The sequence below is a fragment of the Pseudomonas sp. PDM19 genome (assembly GCF_014852215.1).
GTDB lineage: Bacteria > Pseudomonadota > Gammaproteobacteria > Pseudomonadales > Pseudomonadaceae > Pseudomonas.
Genome location: NZ_JACVBG010000003.1, coordinates 1,059,025 through 1,081,921 on the forward strand (window position 1 = coordinate 1,059,025; position 22,897 = coordinate 1,081,921).

At 63.7% G+C, this 22,897-nt stretch carries 19 protein-coding genes; all 19 read left to right on the top strand.

Translation table 11 applies throughout. The features are described 5' to 3' along the window. Nucleotides 1-114 precede the first annotated feature (114 nt). The 19 genes from pyrH (at nucleotide 115) to eno (ending at nucleotide 22,839) form a co-directional block, all read left to right on the top strand. The gene (pyrH, locus tag IB273_RS20830) at nucleotides 115-852 is read left to right on the top strand and encodes a UMP kinase (protein WP_017521181.1); all 738 of its coding nucleotides are present in this window, start codon (nucleotides 115-117) and stop codon (nucleotides 850-852) included. A gap of 1 nt (nucleotide 853) precedes the next feature. Next, nucleotides 854-1,411, top strand: a complete 558-nt coding sequence (gene frr / locus IB273_RS20835) for a ribosome recycling factor (protein WP_045210004.1) — start codon at nucleotides 854-856, stop codon at nucleotides 1,409-1,411. Nucleotides 1,412-1,427: 16 nt separating this feature from the next. Beyond that, nucleotides 1,428-2,183, top strand: a complete 756-nt coding sequence (gene uppS / locus IB273_RS20840; protein WP_151186274.1) for a polyprenyl diphosphate synthase — start codon at nucleotides 1,428-1,430, stop codon at nucleotides 2,181-2,183. Next, nucleotides 2,177-2,992 carry a phosphatidate cytidylyltransferase gene (locus tag IB273_RS20845; RefSeq protein WP_192224919.1) on the top strand — a complete coding sequence of 272 codons (816 nt, stop codon included), beginning with the start codon at nucleotides 2,177-2,179 and terminating at the stop codon, nucleotides 2,990-2,992. Before uppS ends, IB273_RS20845 begins: the two co-directional genes overlap by 7 nt. Further along, on the top strand, nucleotides 2,989-4,179 hold the full coding sequence (gene ispC, locus IB273_RS20850; RefSeq protein ID WP_192224920.1) for a 1-deoxy-D-xylulose-5-phosphate reductoisomerase: 1,191 nt from the start codon (nucleotides 2,989-2,991) through the stop codon (nucleotides 4,177-4,179). The genes IB273_RS20845 and ispC overlap by 4 nt, the downstream gene beginning before the upstream one ends. Nucleotides 4,180-4,195: 16 nt before the next feature. Continuing rightward, nucleotides 4,196-5,548 (top strand): sigma E protease regulator RseP, encoded by a 1,353-nt coding sequence (gene rseP, locus IB273_RS20855; protein ID WP_192224921.1) that lies wholly within the window; start codon nucleotides 4,196-4,198, stop codon nucleotides 5,546-5,548. A 73-nt stretch (nucleotides 5,549-5,621) separates the two neighbouring features. Beyond that, nucleotides 5,622-8,015, top strand: coding sequence for an outer membrane protein assembly factor BamA (gene bamA / locus IB273_RS20860; RefSeq protein WP_192224922.1), 2,394 nt, complete (start codon nucleotides 5,622-5,624; stop codon nucleotides 8,013-8,015). Nucleotides 8,016-8,063: 48 nt separating this feature from the next. Continuing rightward, entirely contained in the window at nucleotides 8,064-8,567 is a 504-nt protein-coding gene (locus IB273_RS20865) for an OmpH family outer membrane protein (protein ID WP_081517893.1), read from the top strand. Beyond that, nucleotides 8,567-9,628 (top strand): UDP-3-O-(3-hydroxymyristoyl)glucosamine N-acyltransferase, encoded by a 1,062-nt coding sequence (lpxD, locus tag IB273_RS20870; protein WP_192224923.1) that lies wholly within the window; start codon nucleotides 8,567-8,569, stop codon nucleotides 9,626-9,628. Before IB273_RS20865 ends, lpxD begins: the two co-directional genes overlap by 1 nt. Nucleotides 9,629-9,676: 48 nt before the next feature. Beyond that, a complete protein-coding gene (fabZ, locus tag IB273_RS20875) occupies nucleotides 9,677-10,117 on the top strand; it encodes a 3-hydroxyacyl-ACP dehydratase FabZ (protein WP_081517895.1) in 441 nt (146 codons plus the stop codon). Beyond that, entirely contained in the window at nucleotides 10,114-10,890 is a 777-nt protein-coding gene (lpxA, locus tag IB273_RS20880; protein WP_081517896.1) for an acyl-ACP--UDP-N-acetylglucosamine O-acyltransferase, read from the top strand. Before fabZ ends, lpxA begins: the two co-directional genes overlap by 4 nt. Before the next feature lie 2 nt (nucleotides 10,891-10,892). Beyond that, the gene (gene lpxB, locus IB273_RS20885) at nucleotides 10,893-12,035 is read left to right on the top strand and encodes a lipid-A-disaccharide synthase (protein WP_192224924.1); all 1,143 of its coding nucleotides are present in this window, start codon (nucleotides 10,893-10,895) and stop codon (nucleotides 12,033-12,035) included. Then, nucleotides 12,035-12,646, top strand: a complete 612-nt coding sequence (gene rnhB, locus IB273_RS20890; protein WP_081517898.1) for a ribonuclease HII — start codon at nucleotides 12,035-12,037, stop codon at nucleotides 12,644-12,646. The genes lpxB and rnhB overlap by 1 nt, the downstream gene beginning before the upstream one ends. A 154-nt stretch (nucleotides 12,647-12,800) precedes the next feature. Continuing rightward, a complete protein-coding gene (dnaE, locus tag IB273_RS20895) occupies nucleotides 12,801-16,331 on the top strand; it encodes a DNA polymerase III subunit alpha (RefSeq protein WP_192224925.1) in 3,531 nt (1,176 codons plus the stop codon). A 123-nt stretch (nucleotides 16,332-16,454) separates the two neighbouring features. Beyond that, nucleotides 16,455-17,405: an acetyl-CoA carboxylase carboxyl transferase subunit alpha gene (gene accA, locus IB273_RS20900; RefSeq protein WP_081517900.1), complete on the top strand. Its 951-nt coding sequence runs from the start codon at nucleotides 16,455-16,457 to the stop codon at nucleotides 17,403-17,405. Nucleotides 17,406-17,474: 69 nt separating this feature from the next. Then, complete coding sequence (gene tilS / locus IB273_RS20905) at nucleotides 17,475-18,794, top strand: tRNA lysidine(34) synthetase TilS (RefSeq protein ID WP_192224926.1); 1,320 nt, start codon at nucleotides 17,475-17,477, stop codon at nucleotides 18,792-18,794. A gap of 171 nt (nucleotides 18,795-18,965) precedes the next feature. Further along, entirely contained in the window at nucleotides 18,966-20,594 is a 1,629-nt protein-coding gene (locus tag IB273_RS20910) for a CTP synthase (protein WP_024766069.1), read from the top strand. A gap of 2 nt (nucleotides 20,595-20,596) precedes the next feature. After that, a complete protein-coding gene (kdsA, locus tag IB273_RS20915) occupies nucleotides 20,597-21,442 on the top strand; it encodes a 3-deoxy-8-phosphooctulonate synthase (RefSeq protein WP_192224927.1) in 846 nt (281 codons plus the stop codon). A 107-nt stretch (nucleotides 21,443-21,549) separates the two neighbouring features. After that, the gene (gene eno, locus IB273_RS20920; protein ID WP_151186278.1) at nucleotides 21,550-22,839 is read left to right on the top strand and encodes a phosphopyruvate hydratase; all 1,290 of its coding nucleotides are present in this window, start codon (nucleotides 21,550-21,552) and stop codon (nucleotides 22,837-22,839) included. Nucleotides 22,840-22,897 lie beyond the last annotated feature (58 nt).

Sequence of the window (22,897 nt, forward strand, 5' to 3'; positions counted from 1 at the left end):
CACGGCGCGGGCCCGCAAGGCGGGTTTAAGAGCGCCGTAAGGCTGGCTGGTCCAAGCTTTCCGCCAAGCGCCCACAAGGCGCACAGCATTCAATCGCCGCAGGAGAAAAAGGTCATGGCTCAGCAGCTGAGCGCTCGTCAACCTCGCTATAAACGCATTCTTCTAAAACTGAGCGGCGAAGCCCTGATGGGCTCCGAGGAGTTCGGCATCGATCCCAAGGTGCTGGACCGCATGGCGCTGGAGATCGGCCAGCTCGTCGGTATCGGCGTGCAGGTCGGCCTGGTGATCGGTGGTGGCAACCTTTTCCGTGGCGCGGCGCTGTCCGCGGCCGGCATGGATCGCGTCACCGGCGACCACATGGGCATGCTCGCCACCGTGATGAACGGCCTGGCCATGCGTGATGCCCTGGAGCGCTCCAACATCACCGCCATCGTCATGTCCGCCATTTCCATGGTCGGCGTGACCGATCACTACGACCGCCGCAAGGCCATGCGTCACCTGAAGAGTGGCGAAGTGGTGATCTTCTCCGCCGGTACCGGCAACCCGTTCTTCACCACCGATTCCGCCGCCTGCCTGCGTGCCATCGAAATAGATGCTGACGTAGTACTCAAGGCGACCAAGGTGGACGGCGTGTACACTGCCGACCCGTTCAAGGACCCGAATGCCGAGAAGTTCGAACGTCTGACGTACGATGAAGTGCTCGATCGCAAGCTGGGTGTGATGGACCTCACCGCCATCTGCCTGTGCCGGGACCAGAAAATGCCGCTGCGCGTGTTCAACATGAACAAGCCCGGCGCGCTGCTGAATATTGTTGTAGGTGGTGCTGAAGGCACCCTGATCGAGGAGGATTGAGATGATCAACGAGATCAAGAAGGAAGCGCAGGATCGTATGGGCAAAACCCTGGAAGCCCTGGGCCATGCCTTCGCCAAGATTCGTACCGGCCGAGCGCACCCGAGCATCCTGGATAGCGTGATGGTGTCCTACTACGGTTCCGACACTCCGCTGCGCCAGGTGGCCAACGTCACCGTGGAAGACTCCCGTACCCTGGCTCTGAGCGTGTTCGACAAGAGCATGATCCAGGCGGTCGAGAAGGCCATCATGACCTCCGACCTGGGCCTGAACCCGGCGACCGCCGGTACCACCATTCGCGTACCGATGCCGGCGCTGACCGAGGAGACCCGCAAGGGCTTCACCAAGCAGGCTCGCGCCGAGGCCGAGCAGGCCCGTGTTTCCGTGCGCAACATCCGCCGCGACGCACTGGCACAGCTGAAGGATCTGCAGAAAGAGAAGGAAATCAGCGAGGACGAAGAGCGCCGCGCTGGTGACGATGTGCAGAAGATCACCGACAAGTTCGTCGCCGAGATCGAAAAGGCCCTCGAGGCCAAGGAAGCGGACCTGATGGCCGTTTGACGGCCGGGCTCTCGTCATGGAAAAGACCAAGCAGGTGACGCCCGTGCCTCGGCACGTGGCGATCATCATGGACGGCAACAACCGCTGGGCAAAGAAACGTTTCATGCCCGGTGTTGCCGGGCACAAAGCTGGCGTGGATGCCGTTCGTGCGGTCATCAAAACCTGCGCCGAGGCGGGCGTCGAGGTGCTGACGCTGTTCGCCTTTTCCAGCGAGAACTGGCAGCGCCCGGCGGAAGAGGTCGGTGCGCTGATGGAGCTGTTCCTCATGGCGCTGCGCCGTGAGGTGCGCAAGCTCAGTGCCAACGGCATCCGCCTGCGCATCATCGGCGACCGCAGTCGCTTTGCTCCTGACTTGCAGGCGGCGATGCGCGAGGCCGAGGCGCTGACCGCCAATGGCAGCAGCATGCTGCTGCAGGTGGCGGCGAACTACGGTGGCCAGTGGGATATCACCCAGGCGGCCCAGCGTCTCGCCCGTGAAGTGCAGGCCGGCCATCTGGCGGCAGAGGACATCACTCCGGAGTTGATCCAGGGTTGTCTCTCCACTGCTGACCAGCCGCTGCCCGACCTGTGCATCCGTACCGGTGGCGAGCACCGCATCAGCAATTTCCTTCTCTGGCAGCTGGCTTATGCCGAGCTGTATTTCTCCGATCTCTACTGGCCCGACTTCAAGCACGAAGCCATGCAGGCTGCGTTGCAGGACTACGCCTCTCGTCAGCGCCGTTTCGGCAAGACCAGTGAGCAGGTCGAGGCCGAGGCGCCCCCGAAATGTTGAAACAACGAATCATCACGGCGCTGATCCTGTTGCCGATCGCGCTGGGTGGTTTCTTCCTGCTCGATGGTGCGGCCTTCTCGCTGTTCATCGGTCTGGTGGTCAGCCTGGGTGCCTGGGAATGGGCGCGGCTGGCGGGCTACAACGAACAACCCGCCCGCGTCGGCTATGCCGCCGTGGTGGCCGTTCTGATGCTGGTATTGGCCTGGTTGCCGCAGCTGGCAGGTGCAGTCCTGGTACTGGCACTGCTCTGGTGGGCGCTCGCGACCGTCATGGTGCTGACCTATCCGGATAGTGCGTCGAGCTGGGGCGGCCGTTGGCGTCGCCTGCTGATCGGCCTGCTGATCCTGCTGCCGGCCTGGCAAGGGCTGGTATTGCTCAAGCAATGGCCGCTGTCCAACTGGCTGATCGTTGCCGTGATGGTGCTGGTCTGGGCTGCCGACATCGGCGCCTACTTCTCCGGCAAGGCCTTCGGCAAGCGCAAGCTCGCCCCGCGCGTCAGCCCGGGCAAGAGCTGGGAAGGCTTCTTCGGCGGCATGGCGCTGTGCCTGGCGATCACCGTTGCTGTCGCCATCTACCGTGACTGGACTGTGCGTGAACTGCTGCTGGCGCTGCCGTGTGCGGCCATCGTGGTGGCCTTGTCGGTCATCGGTGACCTGACCGAAAGCATGTTCAAGCGCCAGTCCGGGCTCAAGGACAGCAGCAACCTGCTGCCGGGTCATGGTGGCGTGCTGGACCGCATCGACAGCCTGACCGCAGCCATCCCGGTGTTCACTGCGCTGCTTTGGGCCGTGGGTTGGGGTACGCCGTGAGTCATCCGCAGTGGATTACCGTGCTGGGGGCGACCGGGTCGATCGGCCTCAGTACCCTCGACGTCATCGGGCGTCATCCTGATCGTTATCGCGTCTTCGCGCTCAGCGGCTTTTCCCGCCTGGCTGAGCTCGAGGCGCTTTGCCTGCGCCACCAGCCGCGCTTCGTCGTCGTGCCGGAGGCTGAGCAGGCGCGTGCTTTGCAGGAACGCCTGCGCTCTGCGGGGCTCGAGGTCCGGGTGCTGGTCGGCGAGGCCGGTCTTTGCGAGATTTCCGCTCATCCGGAAGTGGACGCGGTGATGGCGGCCATCGTTGGCGCTGCGGGTCTGAAACCTACTCTGGCAGCCGTCGAGGCTGGCAAGCGGGTCTTGCTGGCCAATAAAGAAGCGTTGGTGATGTCCGGCGCCCTGTTCATGGATGCGGTGCGAGCCAGCGGCGCCGTCCTGCTGCCCATCGACAGCGAGCACAATGCGATCTTCCAGTGCATGCCGGCGGACTACGCTCGCGGCCTGGGTGAGGTCGGTGTGCGTCGTATCCTGCTGACGGCCTCGGGTGGCCCGTTCCGCGAAACGCCGCTGGAGCAGTTGGCCCGGGTTTCCCCGGAGCAGGCTTGCGCACACCCCAACTGGTCGATGGGGCGGAAGATTTCCGTCGATTCGGCCAGCATGATGAATAAGGGCCTGGAGCTGATCGAGGCTTGCTGGCTGTTCGATGCCGCGCCGTCGAAGGTCGAGGTGGTGATCCACCCTCAGAGCGTGATCCACTCCCTGGTGGACTACGTCGATGGCTCGGTGCTCGCACAGTTGGGCAATCCGGATATGCGGACCCCCATCGCCCACGCCCTGGCCTGGCCGCAGCGAATCGACTCCGGTGTCTCGCCACTGGACCTGTTCTCCATCGCTCGCCTGGACTTCAGTGCGCCCGATGAGCAGCGTTTCCCCTGTCTGCGCCTGGCGCGGCAGGCCGCCGAGGCGGGTGGTAGCGTGCCTGCGATGCTCAATGCGGCGAACGAGGTGGCCGTCGCGGCGTTCCTCGAGCGGCGCATCCGCTTCACGGATATCCCGGTTATCATCGACGAAGTGCTGAACTGCGAGGCGCGCACACCGGTCGAATCGCTCGATGCGGTGCTGGCGGCCGACCAGCGTGCACGCGGCGCCGCACAGGCGTGGTTGCAGGAGCGCGGGCATTGAGCCCGAGGAGGTAGCGATGAGCGCCCTTTATATGGTGGTGGGACTGATTGTCGCCTTGGGCGTACTGGTCACCTTCCACGAGTTCGGACACTTCTGGGTCGCCCGCCGCTGCGGGGTCAAGGTCCTGCGCTTCTCCGTGGGCTTCGGCACGCCGCTGGTGCGCTGGCACGATCGCCAGGGCACCGAGTTCGTTGTCGCTGCCATTCCGCTGGGCGGCTACGTGAAGATGCTCGATGAGCGGGAAGGCGATGTTCCCGCCGAGCTGCTCGACCGCGCCTTCAATCGCAAGACCGTATTCCAGCGCATCGCCATCGTTGCGGCGGGTCCGATCGCCAACTTCCTGCTGGCCATCCTGTTCTTCTGGGTCCTGGCCATGCTGGGCAGTCAGCAGATCAAGCCGATCATCGGTTCCGTGGTGGCGAACAGTCCCGCGGCCATCGCCGGTCTGGCGTCCGGCCAGGAAGTCGTGGCGGTGGATGGCGAGGCCGTCGACGGCTGGAGCGGCGTCAACCTGCAGCTGGTGCGCCGTCTCGGTGAAACCGGCGAGCTGAGCGTTTCGGTGCTGGAGCAGGGTTCGAGCGCTCCGGTCGTGCACCAGGTGCGCATCAGTTCCTGGCTGAAGAACGAAGACAATCCCGATCCCATCGGTGGTCTGGGAATCCAGCCCTGGCGACCCGCTGTCGCACCGGTGATCGCTGAACTGGATGAAAAAGGACCTGCCAAGGCTGCCGGCCTGCAGATTGGTGACCGGCTCGTCAGTCTGGATGGTCAGTTGGTCACGGATTGGCAGGAAGTTGTCTCGCGTGTCCGCGCCATGCCTGAAGGCAAGGTGACGCTGGGTATCGAGCGCGCAGGCCAGCGCGAGGAGCTTGCCCTGACCCTGGCGGCCAAAGGGGAGGGCAAGGCCCGTACCGGCTACCTGGGCGCGGGTGTCGCCGGTGGTCAGTGGCCGCCGGAAATGCTCCGCGAAGTGAGCTATGGGCCGGTGGCTGCGGTGGGGCAGGCGCTCTCCCGAACCTGGTCCATGAGCCTGCTAACTCTGGATTCTCTAAAGAAAATGGTGCTCGGGCAGCTCTCGGTAAAAAACTTGAGCGGGCCGATAACCATTGCTAAAGTGGCGGGCGCTTCAGCCCAGTCCGGCGTAGGGGATTTTCTGCATTTCCTCGCCTATCTGAGCATCAGCTTGGGGGTTCTCAACCTGTTGCCGATTCCCGTCCTCGATGGCGGGCATCTGCTGTTCTACATGGTCGAGTGGGTGCGAGGTCGCCCACTGTCGGAGCGGGTCCAGGCTTGGGGGATGCAGATTGGCATCAGCCTGGTAGTCGGGGTCATGTTGTTGGCCCTGGTCAACGATCTGAGTCGACTGTAACCGCCCGTTGGTTTTCGGATCTGCCGCCCTTTGCGGCAGATTCTCTATTTGTCAGTTGGAATAAAAGGACTCCATGAAACGCTTTCTGCTTCCCGCGGCCCTTTCCGCGCTGATGATCGCCCAGGTTCACGCCGAGTCCTTCACTGTTTCCGATATCCGGGTCAACGGCCTGCAGCGCGTGTCTGCCGGCAGCGTGTTCGCGGCCCTGCCGCTGAACGTCGGCGAGCAGATCGACGATCGCCGCCTGGTCGAAGCGACCCGCTCGCTGTTCAAGACCGGCTTCTTCCAGGACATTCAGCTCAGCCGTGATGGCAATGTGCTGATCGTCAATGTGGTCGAGCGTCCGTCCATCTCCAGCATCGAGATCGAGGGCAACAAGGCCATCACCACCGAAGACCTGATGAAGGGTCTGAAGCAGTCCGGCCTCTCCGAAGGCGAAATCTTCCAGCGTGCGACCCTCGAGGGCGTGCGCAACGAGCTGCAGCGCCAGTACGTGGCCCAGGGCCGCTACTCCGCCGAGATCGAGACCGAAGTCGTGCCGCAGCCGCGCAACCGCGTCGCGCTGAAGATCAACATCAACGAAGGCACCGTGGCGGCCATCGCCCATGTCAACGTGGTGGGCAACACCGTCTTCTCCGAGGAAGACCTGACCGACCTGTTCGAGCTGAAGACCACCAACTGGCTGTCCTTCTTCAAGAACGACGACAAGTACTCCCGCGAGAAGCTCTCCGGCGACCTGGAACGTCTGCGTTCGTACTACCTGGACCGTGGCTACATCCACATGGATATCGCCTCCACCCAGGTGTCCATTACCCCGGATAAGAAGCACGTCTACATCACCGTCAACGTCAACGAAGGCGAGAAGTACACCGTCAGCGACGTGAAGCTCTCCGGCGACCTGAAAGTGCCGGAAGACGAAGTGAAGAAGCTCCTGCTGGTGAAGAAGGGGCAGGTGTTCTCCCGCAAGGTGATGACCACCACCTCCGACCTGATCACCCGTCGCCTGGGTAACGAGGGTTATACCTTCGCCAACGTCAACGGTGTTCCCGAGCCGAACGACGAGAACAAGACCGTATCGATCACCTACGTGGTCGATCCGGGCAAGCGCGCCTACGTCAACCGCATCAACTTCCGTGGCAACACCAAGACCGAGGACGAAGTACTCCGTCGCGAAATGCGCCAGATGGAAGGCGGCTGGGCCTCGACCTACCTGATCGACCAGTCCAAGCAGCGTCTCGAGCGCCTGGGCTACTTCAAGGAAGTCAACGTCGAAACCCCGGCTGTTCCGGGCACCGACGACCAGGTCGACGTCAACTACAGCGTGGAAGAGCAACCGTCCGGCTCGATCACCGCGAGCGTGGGCTTCGCCCAGAGCGCCGGTCTGATCCTCGGCGGCTCGATCAGCCAGAACAACTTCCTGGGTACCGGTAACAAGGTCAGCATCGGCCTGACCAAGTCCGATTACCAGACACGCTACAACTTCGGCTTCGTCGACCCCTACTGGACCGTCGACGGCGTGAGCCTGGGTTACAACGCCTTCTACCGCAAGACCGACTACGACGAGCTCGATGTCGACGTTTCCAGCTACTCGGTGAACAGCCTGGGTGCCGGCGTCAGCATCGGCTACCCGATCAGTGAGACCTCGCGCCTGACCTACGGCCTGACCGTGCAGCGCGATGACATCGACACTGGCGCCTATACCGTCGACGAGATCTTCGACTTCATCGAGAAGGAAGGCGACAGCTTCACCAACTTCAAGGCGTCCATCGGCTGGTCCGAGTCGACCCTGAACAAGGGCGTGCTGGCGAACCGCGGTCACTCGCAGAGTCTGGTGCTGGAAACCACTGTTCCGGGCAGCGACCTGTCGTTCTACAAGCTCGACTACCGTGGCCAGATCTTCGCGCCGCTGACTGAAACCTACACCATGCGCTTCCACACCGAGCTGGGTTACGGCGGCGCCTACGGTGATACCGATCGCCTGCCGTTCTACGAGAACTACTACGCTGGTGGCTTCAACTCGGTGCGTGGCTTCAAGGACAGCTCCCTTGGTCCGCGTAGCACCCCGAGTATTGCGCGCAATGCGGATGGGTCGCAGATGGCTAGTGGCGGTCCGGATAGTAAAGGCCGCTACACCGACCCGGATCAGGATCCGGAAGCCTTCGGTGGTAACATCCTGATCACCGGCGGCGCCGAGCTGCTGTTCCCGCTGCCGTTCGTCAAGGATCAGCGCCAACTACGTACCGTGCTGTTCTATGACATCGGTAACGTGTTCGATACCGATTGCCCGACGTCTTCCACGCAGGGTTGCGATGGCGTCAAGTTCCAGGACATGGCTATGTCCGCGGGTGTCGGCCTGACCTGGATCACCGCGCTGGGCCCGCTGAGTTTCAGCCTGGCGACGCCGATCAAGAAACCGGATAACGCCGAAACCCAGATCTTCCAGTTCTCCCTCGGGCAGACCTTCTAATTGGCCGTATCGTTGTAATGACAACCATGCTTTGTGCAGGAGTGCATTGTGCGTAAGTTGACCCAGTTCGTCCTGATCACCGCCGCCCTGGCAGCGAGCCCCGCGTTCGCCGACATGAAGATCGCGGTGCTCAACTATCAGATGGCACTCCTCGAGTCGGATGCGGCCAAGCAGTACGCCGTGGATGCCGAGAAGAAGTTCGGCCCCCAGCTGACCAAGCTCAAGGCCCTGGAAACCGATGCCAAGGCCCTGCAGGACAAGCTGGTCAACGGCGGCAGCAAGATGTCCGCTTCCGAGCGCGACAAGGCCGAAGGTGACTTCAAGCAGAAGGCCCGTGACTTCCAGTTCCAGTCCAAGGAGCTGAACGAAGCCAAGGCCGTCGCCGACCGCGACATGCTGAAGAAGCTCAAGCCGAAGCTGGACCAGGCCGTCGAGGAAACCATCAAAAAAGGTGGTTATGACCTCGTGGTCGAGCGTGGTGCCGTGGTCGACGTCAAGCCGCAGTACGACATCACCCGCCAAGTCATCGAGCGCATGAACCAACTGCGCTGATGATGACCGAGCTGTCCTTTACCCTCGCCGAACTGGCTGCGCAACTCGATGCCGAGTTGCGCGGCGATCCCGCTCAGGTGATCAGCGGGCTGGCTACCCTGCAGGACGCAGGCGCCGGTCAGCTGAGCTTCCTGGCCAATCCGCAGTACCGCAAGTTCCTCGAAGGCAGCCAGGCCAGCGCCATTTTGCTGACTACTGCTGACGCCGAGGGCTTTACCGGCAACGCGCTGATCGTCCCCAATCCCTACCTGGCCTATGCCGGCCTGTCCCACCAGTTCGACCGCAAGCCCAAGGCGCCGGTCGGCATTCATCCCACTGCGGTGGTCGATGAAGGTGCGCAGGTCGACGCGAGCGCCAGTGTCGGCCCCTATGCCGTGATCGAGGCCGGTGCGCAGATCGGTGCCAACGTCACCATCGGTGCCCACTGCTTCGTCGGTGCGCGCAGCGTGGTTGGCGACGGTGGTTGGCTTGCGCCCCGCGTGACGCTCTACCACGACGTGCGCATTGGCAAGCGCGTGGTGATCCAGTCCGGCGCCGTGCTGGGGGGGGAGGGCTTCGGCTTCGCCAACCACAAGGGCATCTGGCAGAAGATCGCCCAGATTGGCGGCGTGACCCTGGGTGACGACGTCGAGATCGGCGCCAACACCACCATCGACCGTGGTGCGCTGTCCGATACCCTGGTGGGCAATGGCGTGAAGCTGGACAACCAGATCATGATCGCCCACAACGTGCAGATCGGTGATCACACTGCCATGGCCGGCTGCTGCGGGATTTCCGGCAGCGCCAAGATCGGCAAGCACTGCATGCTTGCTGGCGGTGTCGGCCTGGTCGGCCACATCGAGATTTGTGACAACGTCTTCGTCACCGGGATGACCATGGTGACCCGTTCGATCACCGAACCGGGCTCCTACTCGTCCGGTACCGCCATGCAGCCTGCGGCTGAATGGAAGAAGAGTGCCGCGCGCATTCGTCAGCTGGATGACATGGCCCGTCGTCTGCAGCAGCTGGAAAAGCGCGTGGCCGCCGTGACCCCAAGCGGAGACGCTCCATCAGATGCGTGATCCACGCATTTTTTGGCGTTTCCCTTTTCTGAACAGGCTCCCCTGAACATGATGGACATCAACGAGATTCGCGAATACCTGCCTCATCGCTACCCCTTCCTGCTGGTGGATCGGGTGGTCGAGCTGGACATCGAAGGCAAGCGCATTCGCGCCTACAAGAATGTCAGCATCAACGAGCCGTTCTTCAATGGCCACTTCCCGCAGCATCCGATCATGCCGGGCGTGCTGATCATCGAGGCCATGGCCCAGGCGGCCGGCATCCTCGGTTTCAAGATGCTCGACGTGAAGCCGGCCGACGGCACCCTGTATTACTTCGTCGGCTCCGACAAGCTGCGCTTCCGCCAGCCGGTGCTGCCGGGCGACCAGTTGCAGCTCAACGCCCAGTTCCTGAGCGTCAAGCGTGGCATCTGGAAGTTCGATTGCCATGCCACCGTCGATGACAAGCCGGTATGCTCGGCCGAAATCATCTGTGCGGAACGCAAACTATGAGTTTGATCGATCCTCGCGCCATCATCGACCCGCGCGCAAAGCTGGCTGACGACGTAGAAGTGGGCCCCTGGTCCATGGTCGGGCCGGATGTGGAGATCGGCGAAGGTACGGTGATCGGTCCGCACGTGGTGGTCAAAGGCCCCACGAAGATCGGTAAGCACAATCGGATTTTCCAGTTCTCCAGCGTGGGTGAAGATACCCCCGACCTGAAGTACAAGGGCGAACCGACTCGCCTGGTGATCGGTGACAACAATGTGATCCGCGAAGGTGTGACCATTCATCGCGGCACCATCCAGGATCGCTCGGAAACCACCATCGGCGATCACAACTTGCTCATGGCCTATGTGCATATCGGCCACGACAGTGTGATCGGCAACCATTGCATCCTCGTGAACAACACCGCGCTGGCGGGGCATGTGCATGTGGATGACTGGGCGATCCTCTCCGGCTACACCCTGGTGCATCAGTTCTGCCGCATTGGCGCGCACGCCTTCTCCGGCATGGGCACCACCATCGGCAAGGACGTTCCGGCCTATGTCACAGTCTTCGGCAACCCCGCCGAGGCCCGCAGCATGAACTTCGAGGGCCTGCGCCGTCGCGGTTTCAGCGCCGAATCGATCCAGGCGCTGCGCCGTGCCTACAAGGTGGTCTACCGCCAGGGCCTGACGGTGGACGAGGCGCTGGCCGAACTGGCCGAAGTCTCCGAGCAGTTCCCGGAAGTCGCGGTGTTCCGCGACTCCATCCAGAGCTCCACCCGCGGCATCACCCGCTGACCATGCAATCGACCGCACGCAAGCTGCGCGTCGCCCTGGTCGCGGGCGAGGCGTCCGGCGATATCCTCGGCTCCGGCCTCATGCAGGCGCTCAAGCAGCGCCACCCCGACATCGAGTTCATCGGCGTCGGCGGCCCGCGCATGCAGGCCGAAGGGTTGCGGTCGCATTTCCCGATGGAGCGCCTGGCCGTCATGGGCCTGGTTGAGGTGCTGGGTCGCCTGCGCGAACTGCTGCGCCGGCGCAAGGACCTGCTGAAGATGCTGATCGCGGCCAAACCGGACGTGTTCATCGGCATCGACGCGCCGGACTTCAACCTGACTCTTGAATTGAAGCTGCGCCGCGCGGGCATCCGTACGGTGCACTACGTCAGCCCCTCGGTCTGGGCCTGGCGGCAGAAGCGTGTGCTGAAGATCAAGGAAGCCTGCGACCTGATGCTCGCGCTTTTCCCCTTCGAGGCGCGTTTCTACGAAGAACATGCGGTGCCGGTGCGTTTCGTCGGGCATCCGCTGGCCAATACCATTCCGCTGGAAGCCGACCGCGCCGGTGCGCGCGGGCGTCTGGGGCTGCCGCAGGAAGCCAGCGTCGTCGCGCTCCTGCCCGGTAGCCGGGGAGGGGAGGTCGGCAAGCTCGGCGCGTTGTTCCTCGATACCGCCCAGCGCCTGCTCCAGGATCGCCCTGGCCTGCGCTTCGTGCTGCCTTGCGCGAGCCCCGAACGCCGCGTGCAGATCGAAGAAATGCTTGCGGGTCGCGATCTGCCGGTGCAATTGCTCGACGGAGCTTCCCACGAAGCGTTCGCCGCCTGCGACGCCGTACTGATCGCCTCCGGCACCGCCACGCTGGAAGCTCTGCTGTACAAGCGGCCGATGGTCGTCGCCTACAAGGTGGCGCCGATGACCTACCGCATCCTCAAGCGCCTGGTGAAGAGTCCGTACATCTCGCTGCCGAACCTGATGGCCGGCCGCCTGCTGGTGCCCGAGCTGATCCAGGATGCGGCGACTCCAGAGGCGCTGGCCATGACCTTGTTGCCCCTGCTCGACGACGGCAGTGTGCAGACCGAATCCTTCGACGCCATCCATCGCGCCCTGCGCCAGGACGCGTCCGCGCAGGCCGCCGATGCGGTGCTCGCCCTGGTGGAGAAACGCTGATGCAGATGGGCCTGGACTTCACCCTGGTGGAAGAGTTGGTTGCTGGTGTCGACGAGGTCGGTCGTGGCCCCTTGTGCGGCCCCGTGGTCACCGCTGCAGTGATCCTCGATCCGGCGCGTCCGATCAAGGGGCTCAATGACTCGAAGAAGCTCAGCGAGGCCCGCCGCGAGGCGCTGTTCGACGAGATCCGCGAAAAGGCCCTGGCCTGGTGCATCGCCCGTGCCGATGTGCACGAGATCGACCAGCTGAACATCCTCCACGCCACCATGCTCGCCATGCAGCGCGCGGTGGAAGGCCTCAGCGTCACGCCGAAACTGGCGCTGATCGACGGCAACCGCTGCCCGAAACTGAAGGTGCCTTCCGCGCCGGTCGTGCAGGGCGACGCCAAGGTGCCGGCCATCGCTGCCGCGTCGATCCTGGCCAAGGTCAGCCGTGACCGCGAGATGCAGGAAATGGAAGCGCAGTACCCCGGCTACGGCATCGGCGGCCATAAGGGCTACCCGACGCCAGTGCACCTGGAGGCGCTAAAGCGTCTGGGCCCGACGCCCATCCACCGTCGCTCCTTCGGGCCGGTGCGCGCCTTGCTGGAAAACCCTGCCGGAATCCTGTAACACCCTGTTATTACTCTGGAATTCCTCGCGGCCAGCGGCCCGCCGGTGACTTCAAACACCCGGCGCGACGGCTGGCCCATTGATCCCTGTAGCTTTGCGGACAGCCCCGGTACAATCCGGGGCTTGCCGTTTTTCGCGTTTGCCAAGGACCACCATGACCGCCACCTTCGTTCACCTGCGTCTGCACACCGAATTCTCCCTGGTCGACGGCCTGGTACGGGTCAAGCCGCTGATCAAGGCGGTGGGTGGGGCGGGCATGCCGGCGGTGGCGGTGACCGACCTGAGCAACATGTGCTCGCTGGTGAAGTTCTACAAGACGGCCATGGGTGGCGGGATCAAGCCGATCTGCGGCGCCGACATCTGGCTGGCCAACCGCGACGAGGACGGCCCTCTGACCCGCCTGACCCTGCTGGCGATGAACGCCAAGGGCTACCGCAACCTCACCGAGCTGATTTCCCGTGGCTGGCAGGAAGGCCAGCGCAACGGCGAGATCATCATCGAGCGGCAGTGGGTCAAGGACGCCGCCGAAGGCCTGATCGCGCTGTCCGGCTCCAAGGAAGGCGAGATCGGCATGGCGTTGCTGGAGGGTGACGACGCCCTGGCGGACTCGCTGTTGGCTGAGTGGCTGGAGGTCTTCCCGGACCGCTTCTACCTGGATATCCAGCGCACCAGTCGCGTCAACGACGAAGAACACGTGCATGCCGCCGTGGCCCTGTCCGCGCGCAGCGGCGCTCCGCTGGTGGCGACCAACGACGTGCGCTTCATCAAGGAAGCGGATTTCGAGGCCCACGAGACCCGCGTTTGCATCGGCGAAGGCCGTGCCCTGGATGACCCGCGCCGTTCGCGCAGCTATTCCGACCAGCAGTACCTGAAGAGCCCGGAAGAAATGGCCGAGCTGTTCAGCGACATTCCCGAGGCTCTGGAAAACTCCGTCGAGATCGCCAAGCGCTGCAATATCGACGTGCAGTTGGGCAAGTACTTCCTGCCCAACTTCCCGATTCCCTTTGATGACATGGACATCAACGACTACCTGCGCCATGTCTCCTACGAGGGCCTGGAGGAGCGCCTGGCGGTGCTCTGGCCGAAGGACACCACGCCCAATTACGAAGAGAAGCGGCAGCTCTACGTCGATCGCCTGGAGTTCGAGCTGGGCACCATCATCCAGATGGGCTTCCCCGGCTACTTCCTGATCGTGATGGACTTCATCAAGTGGGCCAAGAACAACGGCGTGCCGGTGGGCCCCGGCCGGGGCTCGGGTGCCGGTTCGCTGGTCGCCTATGTGCTGAAGATCACCGACCTCGACCCGCTGGCCTATGACCTGCTGTTCGAACGCTTCCTGAACCCCGAACGTATTTCCATGCCCGACTTCGACGTCGACTTCTGCATGGAGGGCCGCGACCGGGTGATCGACTACGTGGCCGGCGCCTACGGCCGCAACGCGGTGAGCCAGATCATCACCTTCGGTTCCATGGCCGCGAAGGCGGTGGTGCGCGACGTGGCGCGGGTGCAGGGCAAGTCCTACGGCCTGGCCGACAAGCTGTCGAAGATGATTCCCTTCGAAGTGGGCATGACCCTGGAGAAGGCCTTCGAGCAGGAGGAAATGCTCCGCGACTTCCTCAAGACCGACGAGGAAGCCCAGGAAATCTGGGACATGGCCCTCAAGCTGGAAGGCGTCACCCGCGGTACCGGCAAGCACGCCGGTGGTGTGGTGATCGCGCCGACCAAGCTGACCGACTTCGCCCCCATCGCCTGTGACGAAGAGGGCGCCGGCCTGGTGACCCAGTTCGACAAGGACGACGTGGAGGCCGCCGGTCTGGTGAAGTTCGACTTCCTCGGCCTGCGCACCCTGACCATCATCAAATGGGCGATGGAGATCATCCATCGCATCCAGCAGAAGAACGGCGAGACCGATCTGGTCGACATCGACCGTATCCCGCTGGACGACAAGAAGACCTACGACCTGCTGCAGAAGGCGGAAACCACTGCGGTCTTCCAGCTTGAATCGCGCGGTATGAAGGAGCTGATCAAGAAGCTCAAGCCGGACTGCCTGGAAGACCTCATCGCACTGGTGGCGCTGTTCCGTCCCGGTCCGCTGCAGTCGGGCATGGTGGACGACTTCATCAACCGCAAGCACGGTCGTGAGGAAATCTCCTACCCGCACCCGGATTACCAGTACGCCGGCCTCGAACCCGTGCTCAAGCCGACCTACGGCATCATCCTGTACCAGGAACAGGTGATGCAGATCGCCCAGGTGATGGCGGGCTACAGCCTCGGCGGCGCGGACATGCTGCGCCGCGCCATGGGCAAGAAGAAGCCCGAGGAAATGGCCAAGCAGCGCGGCGGCTTCATCGAAGGCTGCTCCAGCAATGGCATCGACGAAAACCTCTCGGGCAACATCTTCGACCTGGTGGAAAAATTCGCCGGCTACGGCTTCAACAAGTCGCACTCGGCCGCCTACGGTCTGGTGTCGTACCAGACCGCCTGGCTGAAGACCCACTGGAAAGCCCCGTTCATGGCCGCGGTACTCACCGCGGATATGCAGAACACCGACAAGGTGGTGACGCTCATCGAAGAGTGCCGCCACATGAAGCTGCGCATCCTGGCGCCGGACGTGAACAACTCCGAGTTCCGCTTCACCGTCGACGAGGACAACCAGATCGTCTACGGCCTGGGCGCGATCAAGGGGGTGGGCGAAGGCCCGGTGGAAGCCATCACCGAGTGCCGCAACGAAGGCGGGCCATTCAAGACCCTGTTCGACTTCTGCGATCGCATCGACCTCAAGCGCGTCAACAAGCGCACCCTGGAGGCGCTGATCCGCGCCGGCGCGCTGGATCGCCTCGGCCCGCACTTCCATGAAGAGCAGAAGGCCTACCACGCCCACGTCGACATCAACCGCGCCGTGCTGCTGGCGTCCATGGAAGAAGCCGTCAAGGCCGCCGAGCAGACCTCGCGCAGCCACGACAGCGGCCACATGGACCTGTTCGGCGGCGTGTTCGCCGAGCCTGAGGCCGATGTCTATGCCAACCACCGCAAGGTCAAGGAGCTCAACCTCAAGGAGCGCCTGAAGGGCGAGAAAGACACCCTCGGCCTGTACCTGACCGGTCACCCCATCGACGAGTACGAAGGCGAAGTGCGACGTTTTGCCCGCCAGCGCATCGTCGAGCTGAAGCCCGCGCGTGATACCCAGACCGTCGCCGGCCTGATCGTCAACCTGCGGGTGATGAAGAACAAGCGTGGCGACAAGATGGGCTTCGTGACCCTGGACGACCGCTCCGGCCGCATCGAAGCCTCGTTGTTCGCCGAAGCCTTCGCCGCCAACCAGGCGCTGCTGCAGACCGACGCGCTGGTGGTGATCGAGGGCGAAGTCAGCCAGGACGATTTCTCCGGCGGCCTGCGCCTGCGCGCCAAGCGCGTGATGGGCCTGGAAGAGGCGCGCACCTCGCTGGCGGAAAGCCTGCGCGTGCGCGTCCACGCCGACGCGCTCAAGGGCGACCGTCTGCGCTGGCTGGCCGACCTGTGCACCCGTCACCGCGGCAGCTGCCCGGTCACCGTCGACTACAGTGGCGAGCAGGCGCGCGCCCTGTTGCAGTTCGGCGAGCAGTGGCGGATCGACCCGGCAGACAACCTGATTCAAGCGTTGCGTGACCAGTTCGGCCGCGACAACGTCTTCCTCAACTACCGCTAGTGAAGCCCGCTAGTGAAGCCGGTGGCCAAAGGCCGCCCGCCAGTCTCGACCCTTGGCGCCCGATACCGTAAGGTAGGGCGCCTACGGACCAGGCCCAGCCGCCAACAGAACGACGGATAGCCCATGAACCCGAATTTTCTCGATTTCGAACAGCCCATTGCCGACCTGCACGCCAAGATTGAAGAGCTGCGGTTGGTCGGTAACGACAACGCCCTGAACATCACCGACGAAATCTCCCGTCTGCAGGAGAAGAGCAAGGCGCTGACCGAGAACATCTTCGGCAACCTGTCCAGCTGGCAGATCGCCCAGCTCGCGCGCCATCCGCGTCGCCCCTATACGCTGGACTACATCGAGCACATCTTCACCGAGTTCGAAGAGCTGCACGGTGACCGCCACTTCTCCGACGACGCCGCGATTGTCGGTGGCGTTGCCCGCCTGGAAGACCAGCCGGTGATGATCATCGGCCACCAGAAGGGCCGCGAAGTGCGCGAGAAGGTGCGCCGCAACTTCGGCATGCCGCGTCCGGAAGGCTACCGCAAGGCCTGCCGCCTGATGGAAATGGCCGAACGCTTCAAGATGCCGATCCTGACCTTCATCGACACTCCCGGCGCCTACCCGGGCATCGACGCCGAAGAACGCGGCCAGAGCGAGGCGATCGCCTGGAACCTGCGCGTCATGGCGCGTCTGAAGACCCCGATCATCGCCACCGTGATCGGCGAGGGTGGCTCCGGCGGCGCACTGGCCATCGGCGTGTGCGACCAGCTGAACATGCTGCAGTACTCCACCTACGCGGTGATCTCGCCCGAAGGTTGCGCTTCGATCCTCTGGCGTACTGCCGAGAAGGCGCCGGAAGCGGCCGAAGCCATGGGCATCACCGCCAACCGCCTGAAGGACCTGGGTATCGTCGACAGCGTCATCCCCGAGCCGCTGGGCAGCGCCCACCGCGACCCGGCCGCGATGGCCGAGACCATCCGCAAGTCCCTGCTCGGCCAGCTCGACACGCTGAACCAGCTGAGCAGCGAAGAGCTCCTGGCGCGCCGTTACGAGCGCCTGATGAGCTACGGCGTCGCCTGATCGACGCCTTCGGCGCAGCGCGGGTGACGAGGTATCCTTGCCTCGTCCCCGACCCTGCCGATCTGCGCCATGTCTGCTGATTTCCAATCCCGACTGCTGACTTTTCTCGCGCCCTGGCGCAACGCGCCGGCGTGGCGTGTCGCCTTGTCCGGCGGGCTCGATTCCACCGTTCTCCTGCATCTCCTGGCGCAACTCGCTGCCTGCGAGGCCTTGCCGCCGATTTCCGCCATTCACGTGCACCACGGGCTGCAGGCTGTCGCTGATGCCTGGCCGGAACATTGCCAGCGTTTCTGCGACTCCCTTGGCGTGCCGATGCAGGTGGCGCGCGTGCAAGTCGATGACGGCGCCAGCCTGGAGCGCGCGGCGCGCGAGGCGCGGTACGCGGCCTTCGCCGCAGCGCTAGGGGAGGGCGAATGCCTGTTGACCGGCCAGCACCGTGATGATCAGGCGGAAACCGTCCTGTTCCGGCTGTTCCGCGGCGCCGGGGTGCGGGGCCTGTCGGCAATGGCGGCCAGTCGTCCGTTTGGCGCTGGAATGCTGCTGCGTCCGTTGCTGGGTTTCAGTCGCGCGGAGCTGGAGCGGTACGCCCGCAGTCATGGGCTGACCTGGGTGGAGGACCCGTCCAATGCCAACGACGATTACGACCGCAACTACCTGCGCAACCGGGTGTTGCCGGGCATCGTCGAGCGCTGGCCTGCGGCCGTCGAAACCATCAGCCGCAGCGCCGAGCACCTGGCGGAAGCCGACGGGCTGCTGGGCGAGCTGGCACAAAGCGACCTGATTTCCGCTGGGGCGCGCAACGAATACATCGGCATGCAATTGCCCTCGCTGGCCATCGCCGCGCTGGCGGAGCTGAGTGAGCCGCGCCAGCGCAATGCATTGCGTCACTGGCTGGCACCGTTGGCTCGTCTGCCCGACCGTGCGCACTGGGCTGGCTGGCAGGACCTGCGTGACGCCCGCGAGGATGCCGAACCGATCTGGCGCCTCGCCGATGGTGAACTGCGCCGCGCCCATGGCCGGCTCTGGTGGTTGGCCAACCCCTGGCTCGGCTTCGTACCGGCGAATCAGGCCTGGCGTGATCCGGCGCAGCCGCTTTCGCTGCCGGACAACGGCTCGCTGCGTTTCGAGGGCGAACCGCCGAACGGGCCGCTGGAGGTTCGCTACCGGCAGGGTGGGGAGGTCATGCTGCTAGCCGGTCGAGGCTCCCGCGACCTCAAGCGCCTGCTCAATGAAGCGGCCGTGCCGGCCTTCCTGCGTGGTCGTCTGCCGCTGCTCTGGCGAGCCGACGAACTGCTTGGCGTAGCCCTGCTGCCGGACCTGCGGGGGGAGGCGGGGCAGGGCTGGACTCTGCGCTGGACACCTCCGACGAATGACTCGGGTTTGAGCTGATAGCGGCTTTCCGGTAGACTACGCTCCCGTCTTGTATCGCTCCTGTTGATTCGCCTTCGAATCAGTGGGAGTTCGCTATTTTCACGACGAAGTCGTGAGCCGGGTCTTGTACCCGACACCTTCGCTTCCCCGGCGGCCGAGCCGCCTAAACGCTGACATTCAGGGCTTTTCATGACGCGCTACATCTTCGTCACGGGTGGTGTTGTTTCTTCATTGGGGAAAGGCATCGCCTCGGCTTCCTTGGCTGCCATTCTGGAAGCGCGTGGCCTGAAGATCACGATGCTCAAGCTGGACCCCTACATCAACGTCGATCCGGGCACCATGAGCCCGTTCCAGCACGGTGAGGTGTTCGTCACCCACGACGGCGCTGAGACCGACCTCGATCTGGGCCACTACGAGCGTTTCGTTCGTACCACGATGACCCAGAACAACAACTTCACCACCGGCCGCGTCTACATGGACGTGCTGCGCAAGGAGCGCCGTGGTGACTATCTGGGCGCCACCGTGCAGGTCATCCCGCACATCACCGACGAGATCAAGCGTCGCATCATCAAGGGCGCCGGCGATGCCGACGTGGCCCTGGTTGAAGTCGGCGGCACCGTCGGTGACATCGAGTCGCAACCCTTCCTCGAGGCTATCCGCCAGCTGCGCGTGGAGATCGGTTCGCGCCGCGCCATGCTGATGCACCTGACGCTGGTCCCGTACATCGCCACCGCTGGCGAGACCAAGACCAAGCCGACCCAGCACTCGGTCAAGGAACTGCGCTCCATCGGCCTGCAGCCGGACATCCTGATCTGCCGTTCCGACCATCCGGTGGACGTGTCCTCCCGCCGCAAGATCGCCCTCTTCACCAACGTGGAAGAGCGCGCGGTCATCTCGCTGGAAGACGTCGACACCATCTACCGCATTCCGTCGGTACTGCACGCCCAGGGCGTCGACGACCTGGTCGTCGAGCGCTTCGGCCTGGAGTGCGGCCCGGCCGACCTGTCCGAATGGGACCGCGTGGTCGACGCCAAGCTCAACCCCGAGCGTGAAGTCACCATCGCCATGGTCGGCAAGTACATGGAACTGCTCGACGCCTACAAGTCGCTGATCGAAGCCATGACCCACGCCGGCATTCAGAGCCGCACCAAGGTCAACCTGCGCTACATCGACTCCGAGGACATCGAGCAGCAGGGCACCAGCCTGCTCGAAGGCGCCGACGCCATCCTGGTTCCGGGCGGCTTCGGCCTGCGCGGCGTGGAAGGCAAGATCACCGCCGTGCAGTACGCTCGCGAGAACAAGGTTCCGTACCTGGGCATCTGCCTGGGCATGCAGGTGGCCGTCATCGAATACGCCCGCAACGTGCTGGGCTGGACCGATGCCAACTCCACCGAGTTCGACAAGTCCAGCGGCCACCCGGTCGTCGGCCTGATCACTGAATGGCAGGACGCTACCGGCGCCACCGAAGTGCGCACCGAAGCCTCCGACCTGGGCGGCACCATGCGCCTGGGCGCCCAGGAATGCCTGCTGTCCGCCGGCACCCTGGTGCACGACTGCTACGGCAAGGAAGTGATCGTCGAGCGTCACCGTCACCGCTACGAAGTGAACAACAACCTGCGTCCGCAACTGGAAGCCGCTGGTCTGAAGATTTCCGGCCGCTCCGGCGACGGTGCTCTGGTGGAAGTCGTGGAAGCGCCGGACCATCCGTGGTTCGTGGCCTGCCAGTTCCACCCGGAATTCACCTCCACTCCGCGTGATGGTCACCCGCTGTTCAGCGGCTTCGTCAACGCCGCCCTGAAGCAAGCCGGGAAAGCCTGAACATGACCCAGAAGATCATCCGCGTCGGCGATATCCAGATCGGTAACGACCTGCCGTTCGTGCTGTTTGGCGGCATGAACGTGCTGGAATCGCGCGACCTGGCGATGCAGGTCTGCGAAGAGTACGTCAAGGTCACCGAGAAGCTCGGTATCCCTTACGTGTTCAAGGCCAGCTTCGACAAGGCCAACCGTTCCTCGATCACCTCGTTCCGTGGTCCGGGCATGGAAGAAGGGCTGAAGATCTTCGAAGAGATCAAGAAGACCTTCAACGTGCCGGTCATCACTGATGTGCACGAGCCTTACCAGGCTGCTCCGGTGGCCGAGGTCTGCGACATCATCCAGTTGCCGGCCTTCCTGTCCCGGCAGACCGACCTGGTCGTGGCCATGGCTCGGACCAAAGCGGTGATCAATATCAAGAAGGCCCAGTTCCTCGCGCCGCAGGAGATGAAACACATCCTGCGCAAATGCGAGGAGGCGGGTAACGACCAGCTGATCCTCTGCGAGCGTGGTTCCTCCTTCGGGTACAACAACCTGGTGGTGGACATGCTCGGCTTCGGCATCATGAAGCAGTTCGAGTACCCGGTGTTCTTCGACGTGACCCACGCCCTGCAGATGCCGGGCGGCCGCGCCGATTCCGCCGGCGGCCGCCGCGCCCAGGTCACCGACCTGGCCAAGGCCGGTATGAGCCAGGGCCTCGCCGGTCTGTTCCTGGAGGCCCATCCGGACCCCGAGAACGCCAAGTGCGACGGTCCGTGCGCCCTGCGCCTGAACAAGCTCGAGCCTTTCCTGTCCCAGCTCAAGCAGCTGGACGACCTGGTCAAGAGTTTCCCCATTATCGAGACTGCCTGAGAATCCGCCCGATGTGCCCCGTAGCGTCAAGCTCGGCGGGGCATCGGGCAGGTTCTGATGTCTCACCAGCCGCCCCGTTTATCTCTATCTTCGGAGTGTTATCAAGAATGGCAAAGATCGTCGACATCAAGGGCCGTGAGGTCCTGGACTCCCGCGGCAACCCGACCGTTGAAGCGGACGTGATCCTGGACAACGGCATCGTCGGCAGCGCTTGCGCCCCGTCCGGTGCATCCACCGGTTCCCGCGAGGCTCTCGAACTGCGCGATGGCGACAAGAGCCGTTACCTGGGCAAGGGCGTGCTGAAAGCCGTGGCCAACATCAATGGCCCGATCCGCGACCTGCTGCTGGGCAAGGACGCGACTGACCAGAAAGGTCTGGATCACGCGATGATCGACCTCGACGGCACCGAGAACAAGGGCAAGCTGGGCGCCAACGCCATCCTGGCCGTCTCCCTGGCTGCCGCCAAGGCCGCCGCTCAGGCCAAGGGCGTACCGCTGTACGCGCACATCGCCGACCTGAACGGCACCCCTGGCCAGTACTCCATGCCGGTTCCGATGATGAACATCATCAACGGCGGCGAGCACGCCGATAACAACGTCGACATCCAGGAGTTCATGGTTCAGCCGGTTGGCGCCAAGAACTTCGCCGACGCGCTGCGCATGGGCGCCGAGATCTTCCACCACCTCAAAGCCGTGCTGAAGGCCCGTGGCCTGAACACTGCCGTGGGTGACGAAGGCGGCTTCGCGCCGAACCTGGCTTCCAACGAAGACGCCCTGGCTGCCATCGCCGAAGCCGTTGCCAACGCCGGCTACAAGCTGGGCGACGACGTTACCCTGGCCCTGGACTGCGCTTCCTCCGAGTTCTTCAAGGACGGCCAGTACGACCTGGAAGGCGAAGGCAAGGTGTTCAGCGCCGAAGGTTTCGCCGACTACCTGGCCGGCCTGACCCAGCGCTACCCGATCATCTCCATCGAAGACGGCATGGACGAGTCCGACTGGGCTGGCTGGAAAGTCCTGACCGACAAGATCGGCGAGAAGGTACAGCTGGTCGGTGACGACCTGTTCGTCACCAACACCAAGATCCTCAAGCGCGGCATCGACGAGAAGATCGGCAACTCGATCCTGATCAAGTTCAACCAGATCGGCTCGCTGACCGAGACCCTGGAAGCCATCCAGATGGCCAAGGCCGCTGGCTTCACCGCGGTGATCTCGCACCGTTCGGGCGAAACCGAGGACAGCACCATCGCTGACCTGGCTGTCGGCACTGCCGCTGGTCAGATCAAGACCGGTTCCCTCTGCCGCTCCGACCGTGTTTCCAAGTACAACCAGCTGCTGCGCATCGAAGAGCAGTTGGGCGCCAAGGCGCCGTACCGTGGTCGCGCGGAATTCCGCGGCTGATCCTGATACTAGTCTGGTACGGTAAAGGGGTGGCACGAGCCACCCCTTTGCGTATGGA

What these genes read in the sequence shown, in the direction of transcription:
- pyrH (WP_017521181.1), top strand. Translation starts at nt 115, where the DNA reads ATGGCTCAGCAGCTGAGCGCTCGTCAACCTCGCTATAAACGCATTCTT.
- frr (WP_045210004.1), top strand. Translation starts at nt 854, where the DNA reads ATGATCAACGAGATCAAGAAGGAAGCGCAGGATCGTATGGGCAAAACC.
- uppS (WP_151186274.1), top strand. Translation starts at nt 1,428, where the DNA reads ATGGAAAAGACCAAGCAGGTGACGCCCGTGCCTCGGCACGTGGCGATC.
- IB273_RS20845 (WP_192224919.1), top strand. Translation starts at nt 2,177, where the DNA reads ATGTTGAAACAACGAATCATCACGGCGCTGATCCTGTTGCCGATCGCG.
- rseP (WP_192224921.1), top strand. Translation starts at nt 4,196, where the DNA reads ATGAGCGCCCTTTATATGGTGGTGGGACTGATTGTCGCCTTGGGCGTA.
- bamA (WP_192224922.1), top strand. Translation starts at nt 5,622, where the DNA reads ATGAAACGCTTTCTGCTTCCCGCGGCCCTTTCCGCGCTGATGATCGCC.
- lpxD (WP_192224923.1), top strand. Translation starts at nt 8,567, where the DNA reads ATGATGACCGAGCTGTCCTTTACCCTCGCCGAACTGGCTGCGCAACTC.
- fabZ (WP_081517895.1), top strand. Translation starts at nt 9,677, where the DNA reads ATGATGGACATCAACGAGATTCGCGAATACCTGCCTCATCGCTACCCC.
- lpxA (WP_081517896.1), top strand. Translation starts at nt 10,114, where the DNA reads ATGAGTTTGATCGATCCTCGCGCCATCATCGACCCGCGCGCAAAGCTG.
- lpxB (WP_192224924.1), top strand. Translation starts at nt 10,893, where the DNA reads ATGCAATCGACCGCACGCAAGCTGCGCGTCGCCCTGGTCGCGGGCGAG.
- rnhB (WP_081517898.1), top strand. Translation starts at nt 12,035, where the DNA reads ATGCAGATGGGCCTGGACTTCACCCTGGTGGAAGAGTTGGTTGCTGGT.
- dnaE (WP_192224925.1), top strand. Translation starts at nt 12,801, where the DNA reads ATGACCGCCACCTTCGTTCACCTGCGTCTGCACACCGAATTCTCCCTG.
- accA (WP_081517900.1), top strand. Translation starts at nt 16,455, where the DNA reads ATGAACCCGAATTTTCTCGATTTCGAACAGCCCATTGCCGACCTGCAC.
- tilS (WP_192224926.1), top strand. Translation starts at nt 17,475, where the DNA reads ATGTCTGCTGATTTCCAATCCCGACTGCTGACTTTTCTCGCGCCCTGG.
- IB273_RS20910 (WP_024766069.1), top strand. Translation starts at nt 18,966, where the DNA reads ATGACGCGCTACATCTTCGTCACGGGTGGTGTTGTTTCTTCATTGGGG.
- kdsA (WP_192224927.1), top strand. Translation starts at nt 20,597, where the DNA reads ATGACCCAGAAGATCATCCGCGTCGGCGATATCCAGATCGGTAACGAC.
- eno (WP_151186278.1), top strand. Translation starts at nt 21,550, where the DNA reads ATGGCAAAGATCGTCGACATCAAGGGCCGTGAGGTCCTGGACTCCCGC.